Origin of the sequence: Lipingzhangella halophila (genome assembly GCF_014203805.1) — a bacterium.
Taxonomy (GTDB): domain Bacteria; phylum Actinomycetota; class Actinomycetes; order Streptosporangiales; family Streptosporangiaceae; genus Lipingzhangella; species Lipingzhangella halophila.
On the sequence record NZ_JACHJT010000001.1, the window covers coordinates 2,088,664 to 2,112,698 of the forward strand.

Sequence of the window (24,035 nt, forward strand, 5' to 3'; positions counted from 1 at the left end):
TGAGCAGGAAACCCCATGCCTGATACCGGCGCATCCACCGAGACGCCGCCCACCGAACTCCCCAGGACCGAATCCCTCGTAGCGGTACGCGGCCAGAAGTGGGTGGTCAGCAGCGTCGACCCCGCCCCCGAAGGCGAATCCCGCGGCGGCACCCTGGTCACCCTGCAAAGCGTCGAGGACGGCCGTTATGGCGACACCCTCGACGTCATCTGGGAGATCGAACCCGGCCGCAAGATCCTGCCCAGCGGCTCCCTGCCCGAGGTCGACCCCGACCACTACGACCCGCCCGAGCGCCTGGCCGCGTTCCTGGACTCGGTGCGCTGGTCGGCCGTCACCTCCGCCGACGTGCGCACCCTGCAGGCCCCTTTCCGCTCTGGCGTGGCCATCGAGGACTACCAACTGGAGCCGGTCGCCCGCGCCGTCGCCGCGCCCCGCGTGAACCTGCTGCTGGCCGACGACGTGGGCCTGGGCAAGACCGTCGAGGCGGGATTGGTCGCCCAGGAGCTGCTGCTGCGCCACCGCAGCCAGCGCATCATGATCGTCTGTCCCGCCGGGCTCACGGCGAAGTGGAAGGACGAGATGTTCGAGAAGTTCGGCCTGGACTTCACGATCATCGACTCCGACCGCTGCGCCCAGGTGCGCAAGGACCTCGGCAGCGCCGCCAACCCCTTCAAGGTCTACCCGCTGACCATCGTCAGCCTGCCCTGGCTGCGCGGCGCCAAGGCCCAGCGGCTGCTCGACGAGGTGCTGCCCGCCGGCCACGACAGCACCGGCCCCGCCCACGAGCGCGCGTTCGACCTGCTCATCCTGGACGAGGCCCACCACGTCGCCCCCGCCGCGCCCAAGCAGGTCTACGCCGTCGACTCCCAGCAGACCAAGCTGATCCGCCGTCTGGCCCCGCACTTCACCCACCGGCTGTTCCTGTCGGCCACCCCGCACAACGGCTACCAGGCGTCCTTCACCGCGCTGCTGGAGATCCTCGACGACCAGCGCTTCGCCCGCGGCGTGCTCGCGGACAGCAACGCCGTCAAGGAGACGGTGGTGCGCCGCCTCAAGCGCGACATCACCGACGCCGCCGGTAACCCCCGATTCGCCGAGCGCGACGCCCGCGCGATCCCGGTCGCCTACCCCGACAGCGAGCGCGAGATCCACGGCCTGCTGACCCGCTTCGCGCAGGCCCGCCGCGAAAAGCTCACCACCAAGGGCGGCCGCAAAGCCACCGACCTGGTCACCCTGCTGTTGAAGAAGCGGCTGTTCTCCAGCCCCGCCGCCCTCGCCCACACCGTGCGGGTCTACCTGGAGACGCTGCGCTCGCGCACCCGCCCAACGGCCGGGCTGCTCGACGACGACCCGCCCGAGTGGCTCGACGACTTCTTCGACGACGTCGCCACCTACGACGACGAGGAGCTCGCCCAGGCCGAGGACGACGCGCTGGACCGCACCCGCCCCCTCCAGCCCGACGCCGACGACGACGAGGAGACGCTGCTGGTCCGGATGCGCGACTGGGCGCTGGCGCACGAGGCCCAGCCCGACGCCAAGGCCACCGAGCTGATCAACTACCTCACCGCCGTGTGCAAACCCGGCGGCCACTGGACGAACGAGCGCGTGGTGGTCTTCACCGAGTACCGCGACACCCTGGACTGGCTGCGCGACCTGCTGCGCCAGCAGGGCCTGGGCGGCGACCGGGTGGAGGTGCTGCACGGCGGCATGGGCACCGACGAGCGCGAGGGGCTGCGGCTGGCCTTCCAGAAGGACCCCGTTGAGCACCCGGTGCGCATCCTGCTGGCCACCGACGCCGCCAGCGAGGGCATCGACCTGCAGCGGCACTGCCACCGGCTGGTGAACTACGACATCCCGTTCAACCCGAACAAGCTGGAGCAGCGCATCGGCCGCGTCGACCGCTACGGCCAGACGCGCACCCCCGAGGTGCGGCACTTCGTCGGCACCGGCTGGGAGGCGGCCGTCGACTCCTACGAGGCCGACCTGGAGTTCCTCTCCCGCGTGGCCACCAAGGTCGCGCGCATGGAGGAGGACCTGGGCTCGGTCAACGCCGTGCTGTCGGACGCGGTGCAGCGGCGGATGCTGGGCCAGGGCGCGAGCGTGGACGTCGGCACCGCCGGCAAGGGCAGGGAGACCCTGCCCGCCGAGTCCAACGTCGGCGAGCAGGTGCGAAAACTGCGCACCGATCTGGACAAGACCGTGGAGGAGTTGGGCCTGCGGCCCGAGCGGGTCAAGCGGGTTGTCGACACCGCGTTGGAGCTGGCCCGCCAGCAGCCGCTGAGCCCGCACACCGACGAGAAGCACCTCGCCGAAGGGCTGTACGACGTGCCGGCGCTGACCGGGTCGTGGGTGCGCGCCACCGCCGGCCTGACGGAGAAGCTGGCGGGCACGGAGGCCGGCAAGAGCGAGGGATACGGCGGTGGCGGCAACGGCGCGCGAGGCGGCCGCAAGGACAAGCGCGGCCCGCAGCCCCGCCAGTTGCCGGTGACCTTCGACCAGGAGGTCGCGCGCGACCGCGACGATGTCGTGCTGGCCCACCTCAACCACCCGCTGGTGGCGATGTCCACCCGGCTGCTGCGGGCGGCCGTCTCCAACGACCGGGTGGGCCTGGACCGGGTGACCGCCGTGGTCAGCGACGACCCCGCGCTGGAGGATGTGCTTGTGGGCGCCTACTCGCGGTTCGTGCTGGTGGGCGCGGACGGGGTGCGGCTGCACGAGGAGGTGCTGCACGCCGGCGGCTGGGCGCCCGCCGAAGGACGCTTCCGGCGCCTGGAGAACCTGGGCGCGCTGCACGGCATGCTCGACCGGGCGCTGACCGGGGGCCGCCCGCTGCCCGAACCGGTGTGGCACCGCGTCGCCCAGCGCTGGCCGCGCATCAGCGACGGGCTGCTCAACGCCATCGAGTGGCGCAAGCAGACCCGGCAGGAGTCACTGCGCAAACGTCTGGAGCAGCGCGAGCAGGCCGAGCGCGACCGCATCACCAGCGTCATCGACCACTTCGCCGCCACCCTGCGCGACGCCCTGGCCGAAGGCTCCGACGACGCCGAGGACGCCCTGTTCAGCGCCGCCGACGTGCGTGAGAGCAACCAGACGCGCGAGGAGCGCGAGCAGTACCGCAAGGACCGGGCGAACTGGGAGCGCAGGCTCGCCGGGCTGGACGCCGAGCGTGCCCGCGAACTGGACGCGATCACCGCCCGCTACAGCCGCCAGGAACCGCACTCCTTCCCCGTCGCCGTCGTCTTCGTTGTTCCCCAGCGGGAGGCCACCCGATGATCCGCAACGCCCGTCCCCGCACCAGTGGCGACAGCGCCGAGCAACACCGCAACTGGCTCGACCTGATCGAGATCAGCGGGCCGTTCCTGACCCTGCCGGTGCTGCGCGCCACCTGGCCGGTCCGGCTCGACCCGGTGGAGAAGGAGGAACGCGCCCGACTGCGGCGGGAGCACGCCCGCTGGATGAGCGACGCCCCCGGCGCGCAACGGGAGTGGGTCGCCTATGTGCTGGGCGACATGCTGGGCTGGGGCGACGACCTGCACATGGACTCGGCGGGATCGGAGCACGGGGGTGGTACCGATCCCGTGGGAGGGGCGGGATCGGCACCAGGGGAAGGCTCCGATCCCGCCGGAAGGGCGGCGGATGCCGGGGGAGAGCCGGACGGGAACGACGGGCAGGGCAGCGGGGACGACGCGGCGCTGGCCGCGCTCGCCCTGGAGGTGCCCGAGCACGACACACGAGTGGTGCCGTCGTTCGTGCTCACCGACCCCGGCGAGGCGGTCAAGCCCGACACCGCGCGGATGCTGGGCCTGCTGTGCGCGCCGGGGCAGCGCCCCACCGCCCGCGTGCCCGGCCAGTCCTGGGCCGCGACACCCGCCGACCGGCTCGCGCAGCTCTGCCGCCACCACGGCGTGGAACTGGGCCTGGCCACCGACGGCCGGTGGTGGACGCTGGTGTGGGCGCCGCGCGGCGGGGTCACCACGACGGCGGTCTTCGACGCGGCAGTGTGGCCCGAGCGGGCGGAGCGCGACGTGCTCAACGCGTTCCACTCGCTGCTGTGCCGCAGCCGCTTCTTCGGCGTGCCCGAGGAGGAGCGGCTGCCCAAGCTCCTGGCCAAGAGCCAGGACTCCCAGGAGGACATCACCGAGGCCCTGGGCGTGCAGGTGCGCCAGGCCGTGGAACTGCTGGTGGCCGCCTTCGGTCGCGCTGACACTGAGTTGCGCTCGCGGGGTGAGCCCGACCTGTCCGACGTCGACGCCCACGAGGTCTACCGGGGCGCGGTGTCGGTGATGATGCGGGTGGTCTTCCTGCTGTTCGCCGAGGAGCGCGGGCTGCTGCCCTCCGACAACGACCTGTACGCCAAGGCGTACTCGGCCGGCCGGCTGTGCGCGGAGCTGGAGCGGCGCGCGCTGGAGGGCAGCGAGGACGAACTGGAGAGCACCTACACCGGTTGGCACCGGCTGCTGGCGCTGTTCCAGGCGGTCTACCAGGGGGTGGACCACCCGCGGCTGAAGATGCACGCCCACGACGGGTCGCTGTTCAACCCGGACGAGTTCCCGTGGCTGCCGCTGATCATCGACGACCGGACCGTGCTGCACATGCTGCGGGCGGTGCAGTACGTGGAGGTCGGCACCGGCAAGAGCCGGGAGCGGCGGGCGCTGTCGTTCCGCGCGCTGGACGTCGAGCAGATCGGCTACGTCTACGAGGGCCTGCTGTCCTACGACGGGTTCCGGGCGAGCGAGCTTGTGGTCGGGATCGTCGGCAAGGAGGGCCGCGAGGCCGAGGTGCCGCTGCGGCGCCTGGAGGAGCTGGCGGCGGAGAGCACGGACGTTCCGGCGCTTGCGGAGGCGATGGCGGCCGAGTTCAAGGACTCGGGGATCGGGTCATCGCGGGCGCTGGAGAAGAAGCTGGCGCCGCTGTTCGGGCCAGAGCGGGAGGAGGCGCGCAGCCTACTGCTCGCGGTCACGCGCCGGGATTATCCGTTGGCGGACCGGTTGCTGCCCTTCTACCAGGTACTGCGGAAGGATCTGCGAGGCCTGCCGATGGTGGTGCTGGCCGGCGAGTTGTACGTCACCGAGTCGGCCCTGCGGAAGAACACCGGCACGCACTACACGCCGCGGTTCCTCGCTGAGGAAGTTGTGGAGGGCGCGCTGGAGCCCCTGGTCTACGAGCCGGGGCCGTTGCAGACCGCCGATAAGAACGAGTGGCGGCTGAAGTCGAGCGCGCAGATCCTGGACCTCAAGGTCGCCGACATCGCGATGGGCTCCGCCGCGTTCCTGGTGGCGGCGGCCCGGTACCTGGGCGGCAAACTGATCGAGGCGTGGACCGCCGAGGACGACCCGCGCGTGCGCGAGCACGCGGGAGCGGGCACGGGCGGTACCGCGCAGGAGGGCGTGGGCGCGGGAGCGAGCGCGAGCCCGGACGACGACCCGCTGGTGATCGAGGCGCGGCGCCAGGTCATCGAGCACTGCCTGTACGGGGTGGACATTAACCCGATGGCGGTGGAGATGGCGAAGCTGTCGCTGTGGCTGGTGTCGATGGACCCGCAGCGGCCGTTCACCTTCCTGGACGACCGATTGGCGGCGGGGGATTCGCTGCTGGGGATCACGTCGATTGAGCAGCTTGAGTACATGCACCTGGACCCGAAGAAGGGTCGAGAGCTGCATGCCGCCGAGGGAACGCTGATCGACTTCACGGCGGGTGTGCGGGAGTTGGTGAGTGAGGTTGCCGAGACTCGGCGGGAACTGGCCAAGATCGACGGGACTTCGCTGGACGGGCTGCAGCGCAAGCGCGAGAAACTGCGCGAGGCGGAGGAGAAGACGGGGCAGGTGCAACTGTTGGCCAACCTGACCGTGGGGGCGGCATTGGCCAATGCCGGACATGGTGAACGGGCGCTGGCGCGAGGATCGCTGGAGGCTGCTGAACTGGGACAGCGTATGGCGGAGGGGAACGCTGCGGAGGCCATCACCAGGGCATTCAGGTGGCTGGACACTGACCGTCCGGAGGGAAGCTTCCCGCGGAGGCCGATTCATTGGCCGCTGGTGTTCCCGGAGGTATTCGAGAAGGGCGGGTTTGATGCAGTGATCGGGAACCCGCCGTTTCTGGGAGGGCAGAAGCTCACCAGTGCGCTTGGGACTGGCTACCGTGAATATCTCGTCGGCATGATTGGACGAGGTGTGCGCGGAAGCGCCGACCTGGTCGCCTACTTCGTGCTATGTGCACACACCATCCTCAACAAGGACGGACAGACTGGCCTGATCGCCACCAACACTCTCGCTCAAGGTGATACGCGAGGAGTCGGCTTGGATCAGATCACGGCAGGGGGAACAATGATCCGCCAGGCAGTTCCGAGCAAACCGTGGCCGTCAAAGGGAGCCATGCTTGAGTATTGCACTGTATGGACAAGCCGGAGAGGTTCATCCCCAAAGGCCGAACGATTTCTCAATGGAACTCCCGTAAACGCCATCACCCCTTCGCTTGAGCCGGCGTCCCGAATCAGTGGAAATCCGTACCGCCTTGCAGTCAACCGCGGCATATCGTTCCAGGGATCTAACATTCTCGGTCTAGGGTTCACGCTCACCCATGAAACCGCGAAGAAGATGATTGAGAATGACAAGCGGAATAAGGATGTCATCTTCCCTTATCTTAACGGGCAGGACCTCAATTCTCGGCCCGACTGCTCGGCTGGTCGATGGGTTATAAATTTTGGTGACTGGGACAGAAGAAAAGCTGAAGCTTACGCGGATCCATACAATCAAGTCGTCAAACTAGTGAAGCCCGAACGCCAGGAAAAGAGTTACAGCAAGTTCGCGCGTGAGAACTGGTGGAAATATGAGCGCGTTCGTCCTGAGTTGTATGAAAATATTTCCAAGTTAAGTCGAGTTATATCTGTCGCCCAGACAAGCAAAACTGTAATGCCATCGTTTTGTCCGACGGGTCAAGTTTTCTCCCACATGCTTGTCGTTTTTGCAATGGATGATCCAGCGCTCCTGGCGTTCTTGTCGAGTACACTTCATTATCATTGGGTGGAAAGGCATGCAGCGAAGATGAAAAATGACCAACGCTATATTCCATCAGACTGCTTTGAAACCCTTCCGCTTCCTATATTCACCCAAGAAATGCGCCAGCTCGGCGACCGCCTGGACACCTACCGTCGCGACGTCATGCTCTCCCGCAACTCCGGTCTCACGAAGACCTACAACATGGTCTTCGACCCCTCCGTTACGGACTCCGACATCCAGGAACTCCGCGACATCCACCGGGCCATCGATGAAGCCACGGTTCGCGCCTACGGGTGGGAGGACCGTATTGAGGCCGTCGGCGGGCTCGATCACGGGTTCCACCTGGTCGGTGGGCGCGAGACCCGTTACACCATCGGTCCCGCCGCTCAGCGGGAGATTCTGGACAGTCTGCTCGAACTCAACCACGAGCGCTACGCCGAAGAGGAATCCCAGGGCCTGCACGACAAGAAGAACAAGAAGTCCAAGAGCAAGGCCGACGACGAAGGGACGCTGTTCTGATGACCTCCGACGGCCTCTTTCCCGATCCCAAAGGGGAGCAGCAGTCCCTCGACACCACCCCCGAGAGTCCAGACGCCAAACCGGCCGACGACGCCCACGCCAAGGCACAGGCGAAAACCGAGGAGATCATCTCCCGCCTGGACACCCCGCAGAACTTCAGCGGCGCCAACTCCTACCACGTGCGGGACGAGTTCCAGCGCATCGTCGAACTCGACCTCCTCGGCCCCTGGGGCGGCGATCGCGAGGAGTTCAATCCCAGCGCCAAGGGCCCCCGCGAGCGCTATCTTGTCGGGATGCTCGGGCCCAAGCACCAGCCCACCACCTCCCGCGCGGGCGCTGGTGAGGCCGCCGACTCCGAGGCCCAGGCGGAGGGCGACGCCGGCGGCGAGGGCGCGAGCGAACTGCCCGAGGTCGTCACCACGCAGAACCTCGGCCGGATCTGGGCCTCCTCCATGGGCATGGCCTTCACCGTCGGCAGTGACACCGACGCCGTGGTCGTCACCGCCTCCTGGGGCGAGTACTCCCGCCGCGAGGCCAGCGATGACGAGGACCGCAAGCGCATGACCTGGGGCCGCGAGCCGCGCGTGTTCACCCGCGAGATCCGGCTCGACGGCACCGACGCCGCCTCCCACGACCAGCGCGTCGGGCTGACCACCCCCACTCCCGACGAGACCAACGCTCCCGGCGTCTACCTGGACGTTGCCGTGCGCCCCCGGGGCGGGCGGCGCACCGTGGAGCTGACGCTGGTCAACAACCAGCTCGAAACCACCTCCACCCCCGACACCGCGTGGCTGTTCCAGGCCAAGCTGGCGGTGACCGCGCTCGACGGCGACTCCGCCGTCTTCGTGCCGATCGACGACCCGCTCGACCCCGACACCGCGCCGCCCGGCGGCGCGGACTCCGAGGGGACCGAGCGCGCCGAGGAGCTGCACCTGCGCCTGCTCTACAGCGACCGGCTGTCGTATGCCCAGGGCCGCAACATCGCCGTGCACGAGCACGCCGACCACGAGCTGCGCCGCGCCCGCAAGCTGGAAACCACCTGGCTGCCGCACTACGACGTGCCCGCCACCACCGCGCCGATGGGCGAGGGCACCCGGCTGGCCGGCACCGAGCTGCGCATGGACACGCTGGCCACCGCCGAGCCCGACGAGCTGCGCCGCGGCCTGTCCCCGCTGGCCGAGGGCTACGCGGAATGGCTGGACGAGCGCGACGCCGAGATCGGCGCGCTGCCCGAACAGTTGCGCGAGACCGCCAAAGGCGCCGTGTTCACCGCGCGCCGGGCCGCCGCGCGCATCCGGGCCGGGATCGACCTGCTGGGCGACCCCTCCGCCCCCGGCCACGCCGACGCGCTGCGCGCGTTCCGCTTCGCCAACCGGGTGATGGCCGACCAGCGCCGCCACACCGAGATCGCCAAGCGCCGCGAGGACCCCGCGGTCACCTACCCCGACGCCGAACGCGAGGTGCGCGGCCGGGGCGCCGAGGTCGCCTCGTGGCGGCCGTTCCAGCTCGCGTTCGTGCTGCTGAACCTGCCCTCGCTGACCGACCCCGACCACCCGGAGCGCGCCGCCTCGCCCGAGGCGAAGGTGGACCTGCTGTTCTTCCCCACCGGCGGTGGCAAGACCGAGGCCTACCTGGGGCTGACCGCGTTCACCTTCGCGATCCGCCGCCTCCAGGGCACCGTGGGATCGGGCGCCGACGCGCGCAGCGGCGACTCCGGGGTGGCGGTGCTGATGCGCTACACGCTGCGGCTGCTGACCGCCCAGCAGTTCCAGCGCGCCGCCGCGCTGGTGTGCGCGGCCGAGGTCGCCCGCCGCGAGGACCCCGGCACCTGGGGCGAGGAGCCCTTCCGCATCGGCCTGTGGGTTGGCGGCCGGGTCTCGCCCAACTGGTACGAGGACGCTGCGGAGGAGGTCGCCCAGGCCCGCGAGCAGGGCGGGCGGCAGCGCTCCACCGTGCTGCAGACCCTGGCCTGCCCCTGGTGCGGCGCGGCGCTGGCCGCCCACCGCGACCTGGACCCCAAGCCCGACACCCGCCGGGTGCTGCTGTTCTGCCCCAACGGCGAGGGCGCCGACGCCTGCCCGTTCTCCCGCATCCGCTCGGACGAGGGCCTGCCGATCCTCACCGTGGACGAGGAGATCTACCGCTACACGCCCGGCCTGGTCATCGCCACCGTGGACAAGCTGGCCCAGCTCCCGTGGCAGGGGCACGCGGGCATGCTGTTCGGGCGGGTCAGCCGACGCTGCCCCCGGCACGGCTACCACCACGAGGACCTGGAGGCGCGCACCGGCTGTCGCGACCGGCACAACGCCAAGGGCACGCTGCCCGCGGTATCCGTGCGCCCGGTGGTGCGGCTGCGCCCGCCGGACCTGATCATCCAGGACGAGCTGCACCTGATCTCCGGCGCGCTGGGCACCACGGTGGGCCTGTTCGAGTCGGCCGTGGACCAACTGTGCACGTGGACCACGCCGAGCGGCGCCGAGGCCGCGCCCAAGATCGTCGCCTCCACCGCCACCACCAAGAACGCCCGCGACCAGGTGCGCGGGGTGTTCGCGCGCGACCTGGAGATCTTCCCGCCGCAGGTCACCGACGTGTCCGACACGTTCTTCTCCCGGCAGGTGCCGGTGACCGAGCGGACGCCGGGGCGGCGCTACATGGGCGTGTGCGCCCACGGGGTGCGGTTGAAGTCGGCGGAGATCCGGCTGGCGGAGATCCTGCTCATCGCCGGGCAGACCATGTTCGACGCCCACGGCGAGGCCGCCGACCCGTACATGACGCTGGTGGGCTACTTCAATGCCACCCGCGAGCTGGCGGGCATGCGCCGCTACGTCGACGACGACGTGGTTACCCGGGTGCGCCGGCACGGGCGCGCCAAAGGGCTGTCGGACCGGCTGCACGGGCGCATCTCGATGCTGGAGGTCCAGGAGCTGACCTCGCGTATTTCCTCGGGCGAGATCAGCCGGGTGCTGCGGCGGCTGGAGAACGGCTTCGACACAGAGCTGGACACCAGCACACGAAAGCGGGCCGTCCTCGCCGAGGCCTCCGACGCTCGCCGCCGACAACAGGGCCGGTCACGCCCGAACCAGCTGCAACTCCACCCCGTGGCCGAGGCTTCCTACCAGCGCCGCTTCGATGAGCAGAGCCCCGTCGACGTGGTGCTGGCGACCTCCATGCTGCAGGTGGGCGTGGACGTGTCGCGGTTCGGGCTGATGGTGGTCACCGGCCAGCCCAAGAGCACCGCCGAGTACATCCAGGCGTCCTCGCGGGTGGGCCGCACCTCGGAGCGGCCGGGGCTGGTGGTGACGCTGTACAACTGGACGCGTCCGCGCGACCTGGCGCACTTCGAGGACTTCCGCAACTACCACGCCTCCTTCTACCGCCGGGTGGAGGCGCTGTCGGTGACGCCCTACACCCGCCGCTCGCTGGACCGCGGCACGGCGGCGGCGTTCATCGCGGCGGTGCGCAACATGATCGAGGAGTACTCGCGCAACGGCGACGCCCACGACGTGGACCTCGACGGGCCCACCGTGGAACGGGTCGCCGAGCGGATGCTGGACCGCGCCGAGCACGTCGCCGGCCCGCGCGGACGCGAATACCTGGGCGAACGCCTCAACACGCTCAAGGACGCCTGGGACAACCACCGCCAGGGCTCCACACGACTGGGCTACCGGCGGGAGAACACCAAGAAGCAGCGGCTCGTGCAGCTGCTGCACCGGCCCGGCGAGGGCCGCTGGGACGAGACCACGGTCGGCATGTCCATGCGCGAGACCGAGAACGAGGTGAACCTGCTGCTGCCCGGCGACGGCCGGTTCTTCCAGCCGCCGGCGGCCGCGCCCGCGTGGTCGTTCGCACCGCCGGAGGGCGGCAGCGAGGACGCCGCGCCCGGCGGCGACCACGAGGCCGACGAGCAGGAGGCCGATGGCGACGAGATGGGCGACTCAGCCTTCTCGCGTCCGGGCGACGAGAGGAGACGGCGATGACCGCCCAGGCCGAGGCCAACGGGAAGTACCTGCGCCGGGTCGGCGCGGTGCGCCCTAGCCACCTGATGTTCACCGGTGGCGTGGGCGCGCTGGTGGATTTGCCGAACTTCTCGGTTCTGGTGCGCGGGCTGGACGACTGGAACTACACCAACACCGTCCATCGCCAGGAGCAGATCACCGAGCCGCGACTGCTGGCGGCCGTGGCCAGGCAGCACCGGCGCGTGACATCGATGTGGCCGGCGCCGTGGCTGGACGGCATCGACTCCGACCCCAACGGCGAGGCGGCGCGGGTGGGTGTTCCGGTCGAGCCGTTCCCGGCATGGTTGCGCTGTACCGCCTGCAACGAGCTGGCGGCGTTGGACTCGCGGATCTTTGCGTTCAAGAACGACAAGGCGCGGGCGCCGCACGAGGCGCGGTTCCTGCACGAGGGGTGCACGGTCAAGAAGGGCAGGGACAAGCCGCTGGCCGTGGCCGCGCGGTTCCTGCTGGCGTGCACCGTCGGGCACCTGGACGACTTCCCCTACGCGCACTTCGTGCACTACGGCGCGGACTGCCCCAAGGCCACTCATCCGCGGCTGCAGATGGAGGACCGCGGTGGCAACATCGGCGCCAACGTCGCCATCAAATGCGTCAACTGCGGCGAGCAGCGCAACATGCGCGACGCCCTGGGCGCGCGCGGCCAGGAGAACCTGCCCCGATGCCGGGGGCGCCACCCTCACTTGGGCACCTTCGAGGAGAACGGGTGCACGGCCCGGCCCACGGTGCTGGTGGTGGGCGCATCCAACCAGTGGTTCGCTCAGACGCTGTCGGTGTTGGCGGTGCCACCGACCGGCGCGAGCGAACTGGAGAGCAAGGTCGAGGAGCACTGGGACCTTCTCCAGAAGATCCAGGCGCCGCTGCTAGCCTTCGCCCGCGACACGCACCCGCAGATGCGCGAGTTCGCCAAATGGGGCGACGACGAGCTGCTGGATACGATCGAGAAGATCAAGGCGCGCAAGGCCGACGACGGCGACGCCGAGAACGACGACACCGACTTGCGCAAACCCGAGTGGGACGTGTTCTCCGCGCCCGAGGCGCCCGAGCCCACCGCTGACTTCGCGCTGCGGCGCGATCCGGACGGTGTGCCCGAGCCGCTGCGCGGGATCTTCAGCGACGTGGTGCAGGCCGAGCGGCTGCGCGAGGTGCGGGCGCTGACCGCGTTCACCCGGTTGGACGCGCCCGACCCCGACGACCCCGATCTGGTCGCCCGTGCGCCGCTGGCGCGCTCGGAGGCCACGTGGGTGCCGGCCAGCGAGGTGCGCGGCGAGGGCGTGTTCCTGCGGGTGGGTGAGGACCTACTGCGCGACTGGGAGGAGCGGGTGCGGGACACGACGGCGCTGGGGCTGCACCGCGACGCCTACCGGCAGTTCCGGATGAACCGCTACTCCGACCGGTTGCCGGGCGGGTTCGACCCGATGCGGCACTGGCCCGGCGAACGCTATATCGCACTGCACACCCTCTCGCACCTGCTGATCCGGGCGATCGCGGTCGAGTGCGGCTACAGCGCGGCGAGCCTGTCCGAGCGGATCTACGCCGGCGACGCGGACGACCCGCGCGGCGGCATCCTGATCTACACGGCGGTGCCCGACGCGGAGGGGACGCTGGGCGGGCTGGTGTCCCAGGCCGAGCCGGAGCGGCTTGTCGGGCTGGTGCGGCGGGCGCTGGGGGACGCGATGCGCTGCTCGTCGGACCCGCTGTGCGCGGAGCGGCTGCCCCAGCCGCACGCCGACTTCCTGCACGGGGCGGCCTGCCACGTGTGCCTGTTCGTCTCCGAGACAACCTGCGAGCGCGGCAACCGGTTCCTGGACCGGCGCTTCGTCGTGCCGATCGACGACCCGCAGCTCGCGCTCTACCGCGAGCTGCTGTAGGGGTGAGCGATGGCGGTGGAGGAGCGAAGCCCGGAGCCGAATGCGGCCAGTGGAGCCGGAACCGGGCCGGCAGAGCCGGCCGCGGGCCCAGGCACGCGCGGCGAGGGCGCCGGTAAGGCCAGCGGCGGGCCGGACAGGCCCGGCGAGGATGCCGGTGGGACGAGCGGCAGGCAGCCGGGCGACGTAGGTGCGTGGCCCGCCACCGGGTCGGGCCCGCTCGGCGAGCAGGAAGCCGGCGGTTCTGGCAGCCGGCCGGCCGCGGCCGGGGTTCCCAGCCCTCAGGGCGGCTCCGGTTTCGAAGAGGCCGCCGAGCGGGCCGCGCCCGCCCTTGGCGGTGCGGCACTGCGCGAGCTGGCGGCGCGCATCGGCACGGGCTGGCCCGACCAGGCGATCCTGGCCGCCGTGCGTGACGAGGAGGCGGTGGCGGCGGTGCTGGCGGCCCGCCGGAGCGCGGGCGTCGGCGACGATGAGGCGGCGGCGTTCCTGCGCGGGCTGGCGGCGGGCTACGCGCGCGGGTCCGGCGCGGTGCGCGTCGAGACAGTGTGGAGCGGGCCCGCCAGCCACGCCGTGCCGGTGCGCGCGACGTCGCAGGCGCTGCTGGAGGTCATCGACGACGCCGCGCGCGAGCTGGTGCTGATGACCTACTCCGCACGGCCGCACGACCGCATCCGCGAGGCGCTCGCGGCGGCGGCCGCGCGCGGGGTGCGGGTGGACGTGGTGGTGGAGACACTGCAGGGCGCGGGCGGCGCCATCAGCGGGGCCGAACCCGCGGCGGCGTTCGCCGGGCTCGGGGGAGTGGAGCTGTGGCACTGGCCGGTCGGGCAGCGTGCTCGGGAGAAAGGCAAGGCACACGCGAAGCTCGCGGCGGCCGACCGCCGGGTGCTGCTGGTCTCCAGCGCGAACCTGACCCAGTCGGGGGTGGCCGACAATATTGAGGCGGGGCTGCTGGTCCGGGGTGGTGAGGCGCCGCGCCGTATCGCCGAGCACGTTGCCGAGCTTCGCACGCGCGGCGTCCTCGTCCCGTTGTACGGAGGTGGGCGCCGATGATCCGCACAGCCGAGGAACGGCTCAGCACACCAGGGGCCTTTCGGGAAGTGTTCGGGGTGGGCACCTCAGAGGTTGCGGCAATGGGGCGCGTGTGCGCGAAGCGCCGTGCGCCAGCTTGCCGCCGAGCGCACGGAAACCCTCTTCCTGCACGGTGCGGTGTGCGCTCGGCGGCAAGCTGGCTCGCTCGCTGGGCGAGCTGCGCCCCATTGCCGCAACCTCTGCGGTGGCGGGGTGCGGATGGTTCCCAGTGGGGTCCTGTGGTCGTGCACGCTTCATCCGGCGCGCGGTCGCACGGAGGGCGGCCATGAGCGGGCGCGAGAGCGAGCGGGCCGTGCTCGGGTCGGCCGACATCGCGCGGCTGACCGGGGTGCGCCGGCCCGCTGTGAGTAACTGGCGGCGCCGGTACGCCGACTTTCCCCGGCCGGTCTCCGGCAGCTCCACCAACCCGCTGTTCTCCCTTGCGGAGGTGGAGCGGTGGTGCCGCGACCACGGAAAATCCTTCGAGGCCGACGCGGCCGAGCGGCTGTGGCAGCGGATACAGGCGGGCGTGCACGGGGTGCGCACGGCAGAGTTCCTGGCGCACGCCGGGCTGGCGCTGACCGGCGGGTCGGCCAACGGCTCGGGGCTGGCCGAACCCGACGCGCGGTGGGCGCCGCTGTTGGCCGGGGTCGCTGACACCGCCGGTGACTACCCGCCCCTGGAGCTGTACGAGCGGCTGTGCGCCCGGTTCACCGCGGAGCGGGAACGCGCCGGTGCGCTGGACGAGCGCGTCGCCGCTGCGATGGCCGAGATCGCCGGGGCGGGGGCGGGAGCCGTCGTTCTCGACCCGGCCTGCGGGAGCGGGGGACTGCTGCACGCCGCCGCCGAGCGCGGGGCGCGAGTGTTGTGGGGTCAGGACGTCGACCCGGCGCACGCGGTCATCGCGCGTTCCCGGCTGCTGCTGGCCGGTAGCGACTGCGAGACGGCGGCCGGCGACACCCTGCGCGCGGACGGGTTCTCCGGCCGCACCGCCGACGTTGTGCTGTGCGATCCGCCCTTCCGCGACCGGGACTGGGGCTATGCCGAGCTCGCCGAGGACGCGCGGTGGGTCTACGGGCAGCCGCCGCGCGGGGAAGGCGAGCTGGCGTGGGTGCAGCACTGTCTGGCGCGGGTGCGGCCCGGCGGTCGGGTGGTTGTGCGGATGCCCGCTGCGGCGGCCGACCGGCCCTCTGGGCGGCGGGTACGCGCGGCCCTGGTGTCCTCCGGCGCGCTGCGCATGGTCGCCGAACTGCCCGGGGGTGACGGTCCGGCCACCGCTCACGTGTGGGTGTTGGATCGGCCGCGGAACGCGGAGCCGGGATACGGGGACGCCGAGCCGGTACTGACGGTGGCTGGCGTGCGCGACACCCGTGACCTGGTGCGGCTGTGGCGGCACCGGCACCGGCCGGAGGACGGCTTGGAGCACGGGGCGGGCGAGGGCCCGGCCGTCGCCGCGGCTTCCGTGTCCGATCTGGTGGCCAGCGGCATGGACCTGCGGCCCGCTCCGGCGCGCGAGGCCGGGCTGGAGGACGCCGGGAGCGCGTATGCCCAACTGCGGACCAAGCTGGTCACGACGCTCGGAACGGTGGCCGGCCTGCCGCCCGAGCTCATCGCGACGCCGGTGGACGGCGGCGACGGGCACAACGGCGCCGACGCGCCCACGATCGCGGAGCTTGTCGCCTCGGGAGCGGTCGAGATCCACCAGGCGCCGCTGGGCGCGGCGGTGGACCGCGGGCCGTTGGCCGTGCTCACCTACCGGGACCTGCGGGAAGGGGCTGCGCCAAGCGGGCAGGGCCAGGAGGTGCCCGGCCGTGTGGTCATCCGCGCGGGCGATGTGGTGGCAGCGGTCGGTGGGCGCTCGCTGGCCCGGCTGGCCGGGGAGGCCGACGAGGGCGCGGCGCTGGGACCCCGGCTGGTGCTGCTGCGCTGCGACGGAGAGCGGATCGATCCCGGTTACCTCGCCGGGGTGCTCTCCTCCGCCGCGGTTGCCTCGGAGGAGCCGGGGCAGCGGTCGCGATCGGCGCGCTTCGACCCGCGTGCGGTGCGTGTGCCCGCGATCCCGGTGGAGCACCAGCGCGCCCATGCCGAGGCGATGCGCCGGCTCGTCGAGACCCGGGAGCACCTGGCCCGCCTGGCCGCCCTCGGCGACCGCCTGGCCCAGATGGGAGGCCGCGGCCTGGCGAAGGGCACGCTTGGCGTCGGGGAGGAGCCGCGATGAGCCGGCCCGCCCGTCTCCGACCGACCGCTGCCGTCCAGCGGCGGGCCTGGTCCGCGCTGGTCCCGGCCGGCCCGGTCAGCGAGGTTGTCCCGGTGGTCGGTTTCGGAACCGGGAATGCCGGTGCGGTCGTGTGCACCGCAGCGACGGAGCCGCAAACCTGCGCCACTGGATCGGTGCTGGCGGCCGATGGTGGCGCACGCGACGAGGGCGGCGACGATGGCGGATGCTCCGGGGTGGCGGTCATCGGTGCGGTGGCGGCGGGTGCGCGCGTGACGAGGAGCAGCGAAGGAACCAGGTGGCCAGGGTCAGCAGTAACCGGCCTGCGGGGTGCATGGTTACGCGCCCGACGGTGGGTGAGGACGCGCCGGCCTTCGAGGGTCGCGGGTCAGCGCTCCCGGCAGGCGGTGAGGCGCATTGAGGGCGTCCGTGGCGTCGTTCTCGACGCCGAGAGTGTCCCCACGGTCAGGTCCGGTGCCCGCGGGGATCGGGGTCCCTGGCCCCGCGCCGGGCGAAACCGAGGAACGCTCCCTGGCCAGGAGTTGTTGTCGCTGCTCTCGTCGGGCGCGTCACCATCGGGCACCAGGAGCGATCATCAGGGGTTGGCGATCCGGTGCCTTCGCCGCTCTCGTCGGGCGCGCCACCACTCGCACACCGCGCCGACGAGTGTCACCCCCGGCCCTTCACCGTCCTCGTCGCCCCGTTGGACGCGTGATCACCAGCCGCCAGGACCGGGTGAGCGTGGCCCGGCCGAGGGTGCCCGGCCCGACACTCCAGAACCCCGAAACCCGAAGAGCGCCGTGCGGGAATCACTCCCGCACGATCGACGCCCAGGCCCGCGAACCTCGGGCACCCAACGAAGTACCACCAGAGTGACCAGTTCCGCCACACGCTCGATGGTGCGACGCGGGCCCGTGGACCCCCCGTAACAGCGACCCGGTCGCGGATACCAACCAGCAGCCAGGGCACCCCGGAGAGCCGGACGGCCACCTACGGGCACGCCACAGCCACATCCGGCCCTGCCGGGCCGCCAGACAACCAACGGAGGCGCCCCCCATGAGCCCGGTGAACGCGTCCGACCCGCACGGAACAATGCTGGAGGGGCGCTACGAGCTCAGCCGGATGCCGCTTGCCCGAGGCGGCATGGGAGAGGTGTGGGAAGGCCACGACACCCGCCTGGACCGGGAGGTCGCGGTCAAGTTCATCCGCTTCCCCGACAGCGAGCACGACCCGGAGATGGTGCGGCGGTTCGTGCGCGAGTCGCGCATCACGGCGCGGCTTCGCCACCCCGGCGTGCCCGCGATCTTCGACGCCGGAAGCCACGACGGCCGCCCCTACCTGGTCATGCAGCGCGTGCACGGCATCAGCGTCGCCGACCTGGTGGCCGAACAGGAGCGGCTGGAACCGGGGTGGGCGGCGGCCATCGCCGCGCAGGTGTGCTCGGTGCTCACCGCCGCGCACGGCGCCTCGCTGGTACACCGCGACCTCAAGCCCACCAACCTGATGCTGGAGCCCGACGGCGCCGTCAAGGTGCTGGACTTCGGGCTCGCTGTAGCGCTGGAGGGTTCGGACGTCTCGCGCATCACCCGCAGCGGCGAAACGCCCGGAACCCCGGCCTACATGGCACCCGAGCAGCTCATGACCGGGGCCAGCACCCCGCGGAGCGATCTTTACTCCTTGGGGTGCGTGCTGTACGAGATGCTGGCCGGATCGCGCGCGTTCAGCGGTTCCACGCCGTATGCGGTGATGTCCAAGCAGGTCAGCGAGGCCCCGCCGTCGCTGGCGCGCCTGCGTCCCGACGTGCCGGCGGGCCTGCGACGGGTGGTCGGGACTCTGCTGGAGAAGGCCCCCGAGGACCGGCCCGCCAGCGCCGAGGACGCTTACCGCGCGCTGCTGGACCACGCCGTGGACCTGGGGCCGATCCCGGGTGTGCTGCACCCGCCGCCGCTGCCCAGTTCGGTGCGGATGCAGGCGGCGGTGCTCGACCGCGTCTTCACCGACGACCACGGCGGGCCACGCGGCGAGCGGCAGGAGGGCGGCGGCCCCGCGCCAGGATCGGGGCGCGGCTCCGCATCCCCCGACGGCGCGGGGCACGAGCCGGGCGCGGGTTCCGCCTCGGACACCGGCGTCCCCTCCGCCACCGCGGAGGCTATAGCGCGCCCCGACATCGCCGAGGCCCGCGAGCGCGCCGCTGAGCTGGCCGCTTCTTCGCGCCACCGGCACGCCGCCGACGTGCTGCAGGCGGCCGTGCACACCGCCACCGCCAACTTCGGCGCCGCCGACAGCGACGTGGTGAACCTGCGCATGGACTGGGCCAACGTGCTCTTCGAGGGCGGCGACTTCCGCGGCGCCGCGCCCGTCTTCGCCGACCTCGCCGTGGATCTCGCACGGCGCGACGGGCCCGACGACCCGCTGGTCTTCCGCTGCCGCCTGCACAACGCGACCTGCCGGGCACTGATGGGCGAGACCGACGAGGCACTGGAGACGCTGCGGCGGCTGCTGGCCGACGAGGAACGTGTCTACGGCCCCGACGACCAGCGCCCGTTGGAACTGCGCCGCCAGATCGGTCTGCTGGAACGCGGCGCCGGTCGCCACGAGCGGGCCGAGCACACCCTGCGTTCCCTCGCCGAGGACGTCAGGCGGACCTACGGCCCCGATCACCCCCTGCTCGCGCAGGTACGCAGCCTCCTCCACGGCCCGCTCGGCGAGTCCGGCGACGACTGATCCCGGTGGCCGCGCGCCCGCCTCCCGCATCCGTCCCCCAGAAGGAGCATCCCCGTTGCCCAGACTCGCCATCGACCGCGACTTCCTCCGCGAGTTCGCCGCCCTGGAGAAGCCCGTGCAGGAGCGGGTGGAGGAGGTGTTCGCCAAGTTCGACCACGCCACCCACACCGGCCTGCACCTGGAAAAGATCACCCACGCCCGCGACCAGCGGTTCCGCACCATCCGCATCGACAGGTCCCACCGCGGCGTGGTGCTCGCGCCCGAGTCCGGCGACATCTACACCCTGCTGAAGGTGCTGCCGCACGACGACGCCTACGCCTGGGCGCGGCGGCGCACCGCCTCGGTCAACTCCGCCACCGGGCGCATCGAGATCCGCGACAGCGAGGCCATCGACACCGTGCGCCCCCATCTGGAACGGATGGCCGCCACGCAGCAGCGCGCGGAATCGGCGCCACTGTTCGCCGGGGTCTCCGACGCCGACATGCGCAGGCTCGGCATCGACCCGCAGACCCTGGACTTCGCGCGGGTGCTGACCGAGCCGGTGCAGCTGGAGACCGCCAAGGCGTTCCTGCCGCCGACACAGTCGCAGGTGCTCTACGGCCTGGCCGCGGGCATGACCCCCGAGGAGGTCTGGGAGGAACTGGGCGCGGCCATCACCGAAGACGAGTTCGACCCGGAGGACCTGGACGCGGCGGTGCGGCGCAGCCCCGACCGCGTCGTGCTGGTGGACGGCCCGCGCGAGCTGCTGGCGGTCTTCGCCCGGCCGTTCGACCTGTGGCGGGTCTACCTGCACCCCATGCAGCGCGAAGCGGTCGAGGCCCGCCACAGCGGTCCGGCGCGGGTGACGGGCGGGCCCGGCACCGGCAAGACCGTCGTCGCCCTGCACCGCGCCCGCGCCCTGGCCGAGCGAGGGGAAGGCCCGGTGCTGGTCACGACGTTCACCTCGACCCTGGCCGAGTCGCTGGCAGCGGGGATGAAGGTGCTGGCCGGTACCCCCGAGGTGCTGGAGACGGTCGCGGTCGAGAACGTCGACCGGCTCGCGCACCGCGTCTTCCGCGAGGTGCACGGCCAGCCGCGGCTGCTGAAGAGCCCGGACGAGCGGAAGCTGTGGAGCACCGCCGCCGAGCGCACCGGTGCCGACTTCGGTCCGGCGTTCCTGGCCGAGGAGTGGCGCCAGGTGATCCTGGCCCGGCAGATCGACTCCGCCGACTCCTACCTCGCCGCCAAGCGCACCGGGCGCGGCCGGCGGCTGGGCCCCGCGCAGAAGGCGCGCGTGTGGCAGACCGTGTGCGAGTTCCAGCGCGACCTGCGCGAACGCGGTCTGTGGACGTATGAGCAGGTGTGTGCCGAGGCCGCGCGCATTCTCGCCGAACGAGACGACAAGCCCTACCGGCACGTGGTCGTCGACGAGGCCCAGGACCTCAGCGCGGACAAGTGGCGGCTGCTGCGCGCGGCCGTACCGGAGGCCCACGACGACATCTTCATCGCCGGCGACACCCACCAGCGCATCTACGCCAACCGGGTCAGCCTGCGCGAGCTCGGCGTCAACGTCGGAGGGCGCTCGCGGCGGCTGCGGATCAACTACCGCACCACGGCCGAGATCCTGGGCTGGAGCCTGGAGCTGCTGCATGGCGAGAGCGTCGACGACATGGACGGCGGCCTGGAGACGCTGGCCGGCTGCCGCTCCGAGGTCAGCGGGTTCCCGCCGCAGCTCAACGGGTTCGGCAACCGCAGAGCCGAGCTGCGCGCGCTGGCCGACACCGTGCGGGAGTGGCTGGCGGCCGAAGTGCTGCCGGGCGAGATCGGCGTGGCGGCGCGCTCCAACCGCCTGGCCGAGGAGGCCGCCGACGCCCTGGTCGCGGCGGGAGTACCCGCGCGCATGCTCAGCGGCGGCCGGGCCGAGGAGGAGGCGGTCTCGGTGGGGACCATGCACCGAATGAAGGGGCTGGAGTTCCGCTGTCTGGCCGTGGTCGGCGCGGAGGCCGACCAGATCCCGTCGGCCAAGGCGGTCACCCCGGAGTCCGAGGATGCCGTCACCCATGCGCACGACCTGCAACGCGAACGCTGCCTGCTGTTCGTGGCCTGCACGCGGGCGCGCGAGCTGCTGAACGTCACCTGGCAGGGCGAGCGGAGCCCGTTCCTGCCGCCCACCGGCTGACCGGCGGGAACCGAACCCGTTTCCCGAGCTTTTTGAAACCCCCAGGAAGGTGGACGATGGCCAAACTGTCGATGCTGCTCGACCAGATCGAAACCGGCACGGTGCTGCTGCCGGAGTTCCAGCGCGGTTACGTGTGGAACCGCGATCAGGTGCGCGGGCTGATGAAGTCGATGTACCGCGGGTACCCGGTGGGCGGCCTGCTGATGTGGGAGACCTCGGCCGCCGACATCGCGGTCACCGGCGGGATCCCCGGCAACGGAACGCACCTGCTGCTGCTGGACGGCCAGCAGCGGATGACGACGCTCTACGCTGTCATCCGCGGTCGACCGCCGAAGTTCTTCCACGGTGACGAGAAGGTGTTCACCGGGCTGTACTTCAACGTCGAAACCCAGGCCTTCGAGTACTACGCGCCGAGCAAGATGAGCGGCGACAGCCGCTGGATCAGCGTCACCGAGCTGTTCGCCTCCAGCCCCGTGGACTTCTACCCGAACTTCGCCGACCAGCCGGACGCCAAGCTCTACCTGCAACGGCTCAACCAGCTGTCGCAGATCACGCAGAGGGAACTCCACCAGGAGAACATCACCGGGGTGGACAAGACCGTCGACGAGGTCGTCGACATCTTCAACACCGTCAACCGCGGCGGCACCAAACTGTCCAAAGGCGATCTCGCCCTGGCCAAGCTGTGCGCGGAGCGGCCGGAAACGCGGCAGGACATGCGCGGCTTCCTCGACCGCTGGGAGGGGGCGGGATTCTCCTTCTCGCTGGACTGGCTGCTACGCAACGCGACGGCGGTGGCCACCGGCCGCGCGTTGTTCAGCTCCCTCGAAAACGTGAACGCTGAGGCGTTCGAGTCCGCGCTGCGGGAGTCCGTCGACCACGTCGACACGTTCCTCGACGCCGCCTCGGGGCGCCTGGGACTGGACCACGACCGGGTCGTCATGGGCCGCTACGCGGTTCCGGTGATTTCGCGGCTGCTCAGCCTCGAAAAGAACGCCCTGCAGAACTCGGCCCAGCGCGACAGGGTGCTGTTCTGGTACATCCACTCGGCGTTGCGGGGCCGGTTCAGCGGCTCCACCGAGTCCGTCCTCCAGGTCGACTACGACGCCGCGCAGCGCGGCGGCGTCGAAGGTCTCATCAGGACCCTGGAGCGGTGGCGGGGCGGAAAGCTGGACATCCACGCCGAGGACTTTGAGGCTTTCACCCGCGGGTCCCGCTTCTACCCCTTGCTCTACATGCTCACGCGTGTGATGGGCGCGCGGGATTTCGGCAGCGGGCTGGAACTGAAAGCGGAGTCGCTGGGCAAGCTGACGTCGCTGGAAATGCACCACATCTTCCCGAAGGCGCTACTCGACAAGAGTTACAAGGCGGGACAGGTCAACGCCCTCGCCAACTTCTGCTTCCTCACCCAGAAGTCGAACCTGGAGATCGGCAAGAGGGCTCCGGAGGACTACTTCGCCGAGGTCGAGGAGCGCCACCCCGGGGTGCTGGCCTCGCAGTGGATCCCCATGGACCCCGCCCTGTGGCGGGTGGACCGCTACCCGGAATTCCTGGAGGCCCGGCGCGAGCTGCTCGCCCAGGCGGCTCGGGACTTCCTCGGAGAGCTGCGCGACGGCGCTGCGCCCGGCGGCGAGGCGGCGCTGCGGCCGCTGACGTTGGTGTCCGCGCCCTCCGACGACGACCCGCGGGCGGTGCAGATCCGCGAGCTGATCGACGAACTGCTGCGCAACGGATGCGCGGAACCCCTCACCGACACCGGGATCAGCGACCCCGACACCGGCCGGGAACTGGCCGTGGCGGAGGCGTTCTGGCCCGACGGTCTGCAGCCGGGCCAGGGGCGCCCGGTGGTGCTCGAACTCGACTCCGACCAGGCCGACCTCCAGCGGCTCAAGGAGCTGGACTACGAGGTGTTCACCTCGCCGGACGCCCTGCTTGGTTTCATGAACAGGCAGAACGCCGAAGCGGCCGGCGAGGCGGCCGAGCCCCGGGCGGAACCGCAGGGCGAGGACGCCGAGGAGAGTTCCGAACCGGGTGCCACCGCTGGTAAGGACCCGCTGCCGCGGGAGTTCGGTACCGCCATGCGGGGCATTTATGAGCGCGCCCGCGACGAGGCCGGCTGCCCCGGGCGGTACTTCCTGGGGATGCTGGCCGACCTGGGCCCACTGGAGACGGCGCGCAAGCTGCTGAACGCTCCGGCGGTCTCGGACGGCTTCGCCGAGCTGTGGGAGCGCGGGCGGCTGGACCTGACCGTGGAGGCGCTGGTGCTGCAGGAGAAGTTCGCCCCACTGTTCACGGAGGCCGAACTGTCGACGGCGCGCACCCGGCTGGCGCTGTTCGGCTTCCCGGGCGTGGCCGCTGCCGGATAGCGGCACGACCGAAGGCCGCCCGTGCGGCGCCGGCGTGTTCAACCACCTGGTTTTGTGTGCCGCGGGGAGCCGGCCGGTCCTTGGGGGATCGTTCCCGCGCAGTATGTTTGGG

9 protein-coding genes are annotated in these 24,035 nt (G+C 71.3%); all 9 read left to right on the forward strand.

The genetic code is table 11. The annotated features are described in order from the left end of the window. The first annotated feature begins 15 nt into the window (after window positions 1-15). Window positions 16-3,273: a DISARM system SNF2-like helicase DrmD gene (gene drmD, locus F4561_RS09435; RefSeq protein WP_184576792.1), complete on the forward strand. Its 3,258-nt coding sequence runs from the start codon at window positions 16-18 to the stop codon at window positions 3,271-3,273. Continuing rightward, window positions 3,270-7,514 carry an Eco57I restriction-modification methylase domain-containing protein gene (locus F4561_RS09440; RefSeq protein WP_184576795.1) on the forward strand — a complete coding sequence of 1,415 codons (4,245 nt, stop codon included), beginning with the start codon at window positions 3,270-3,272 and terminating at the stop codon, window positions 7,512-7,514. Before drmD ends, F4561_RS09440 begins: the two co-directional genes overlap by 4 nt. Then, window positions 7,514-11,491 carry a DISARM system helicase DrmA gene (gene drmA / locus F4561_RS09445; RefSeq protein ID WP_184576798.1) on the forward strand — a complete coding sequence of 1,326 codons (3,978 nt, stop codon included), beginning with the start codon at window positions 7,514-7,516 and terminating at the stop codon, window positions 11,489-11,491. Before F4561_RS09440 ends, drmA begins: the two co-directional genes overlap by 1 nt. Further along, window positions 11,488-13,398 carry an MrfA Zn-binding domain-containing protein gene (drmB, locus tag F4561_RS09450; RefSeq protein WP_184576801.1) on the forward strand — a complete coding sequence of 637 codons (1,911 nt, stop codon included), beginning with the start codon at window positions 11,488-11,490 and terminating at the stop codon, window positions 13,396-13,398. The genes drmA and drmB overlap by 4 nt, the downstream gene beginning before the upstream one ends. Before the next feature lie 9 nt (window positions 13,399-13,407). Further along, on the forward strand, window positions 13,408-14,445 hold the full coding sequence (gene drmC, locus F4561_RS09455) for a DISARM system phospholipase D-like protein DrmC (RefSeq protein ID WP_184576804.1): 1,038 nt from the start codon (window positions 13,408-13,410) through the stop codon (window positions 14,443-14,445). A gap of 304 nt (window positions 14,446-14,749) precedes the next feature. Next, a complete protein-coding gene (locus F4561_RS09460; RefSeq protein ID WP_184576807.1) occupies window positions 14,750-16,681 on the forward strand; it encodes an N-6 DNA methylase in 1,932 nt (643 codons plus the stop codon). Window positions 16,682-17,734: 1,053 nt separating this feature from the next. Further along, window positions 17,735-19,402: a serine/threonine-protein kinase gene (locus F4561_RS09465; RefSeq protein WP_246437174.1), complete on the forward strand. Its 1,668-nt coding sequence runs from the start codon at window positions 17,735-17,737 to the stop codon at window positions 19,400-19,402. Window positions 19,403-19,457: 55 nt separating this feature from the next. After that, window positions 19,458-21,560, forward strand: a complete 2,103-nt coding sequence (locus F4561_RS09470) for a UvrD-helicase domain-containing protein (RefSeq protein ID WP_184576811.1) — start codon at window positions 19,458-19,460, stop codon at window positions 21,558-21,560. Between the two features lie 56 nt (window positions 21,561-21,616). Then, window positions 21,617-23,923, forward strand: a complete 2,307-nt coding sequence (locus F4561_RS09475) for a GmrSD restriction endonuclease domain-containing protein (protein ID WP_184576816.1) — start codon at window positions 21,617-21,619, stop codon at window positions 23,921-23,923. Window positions 23,924-24,035: the final 112 nt, after the last annotated feature.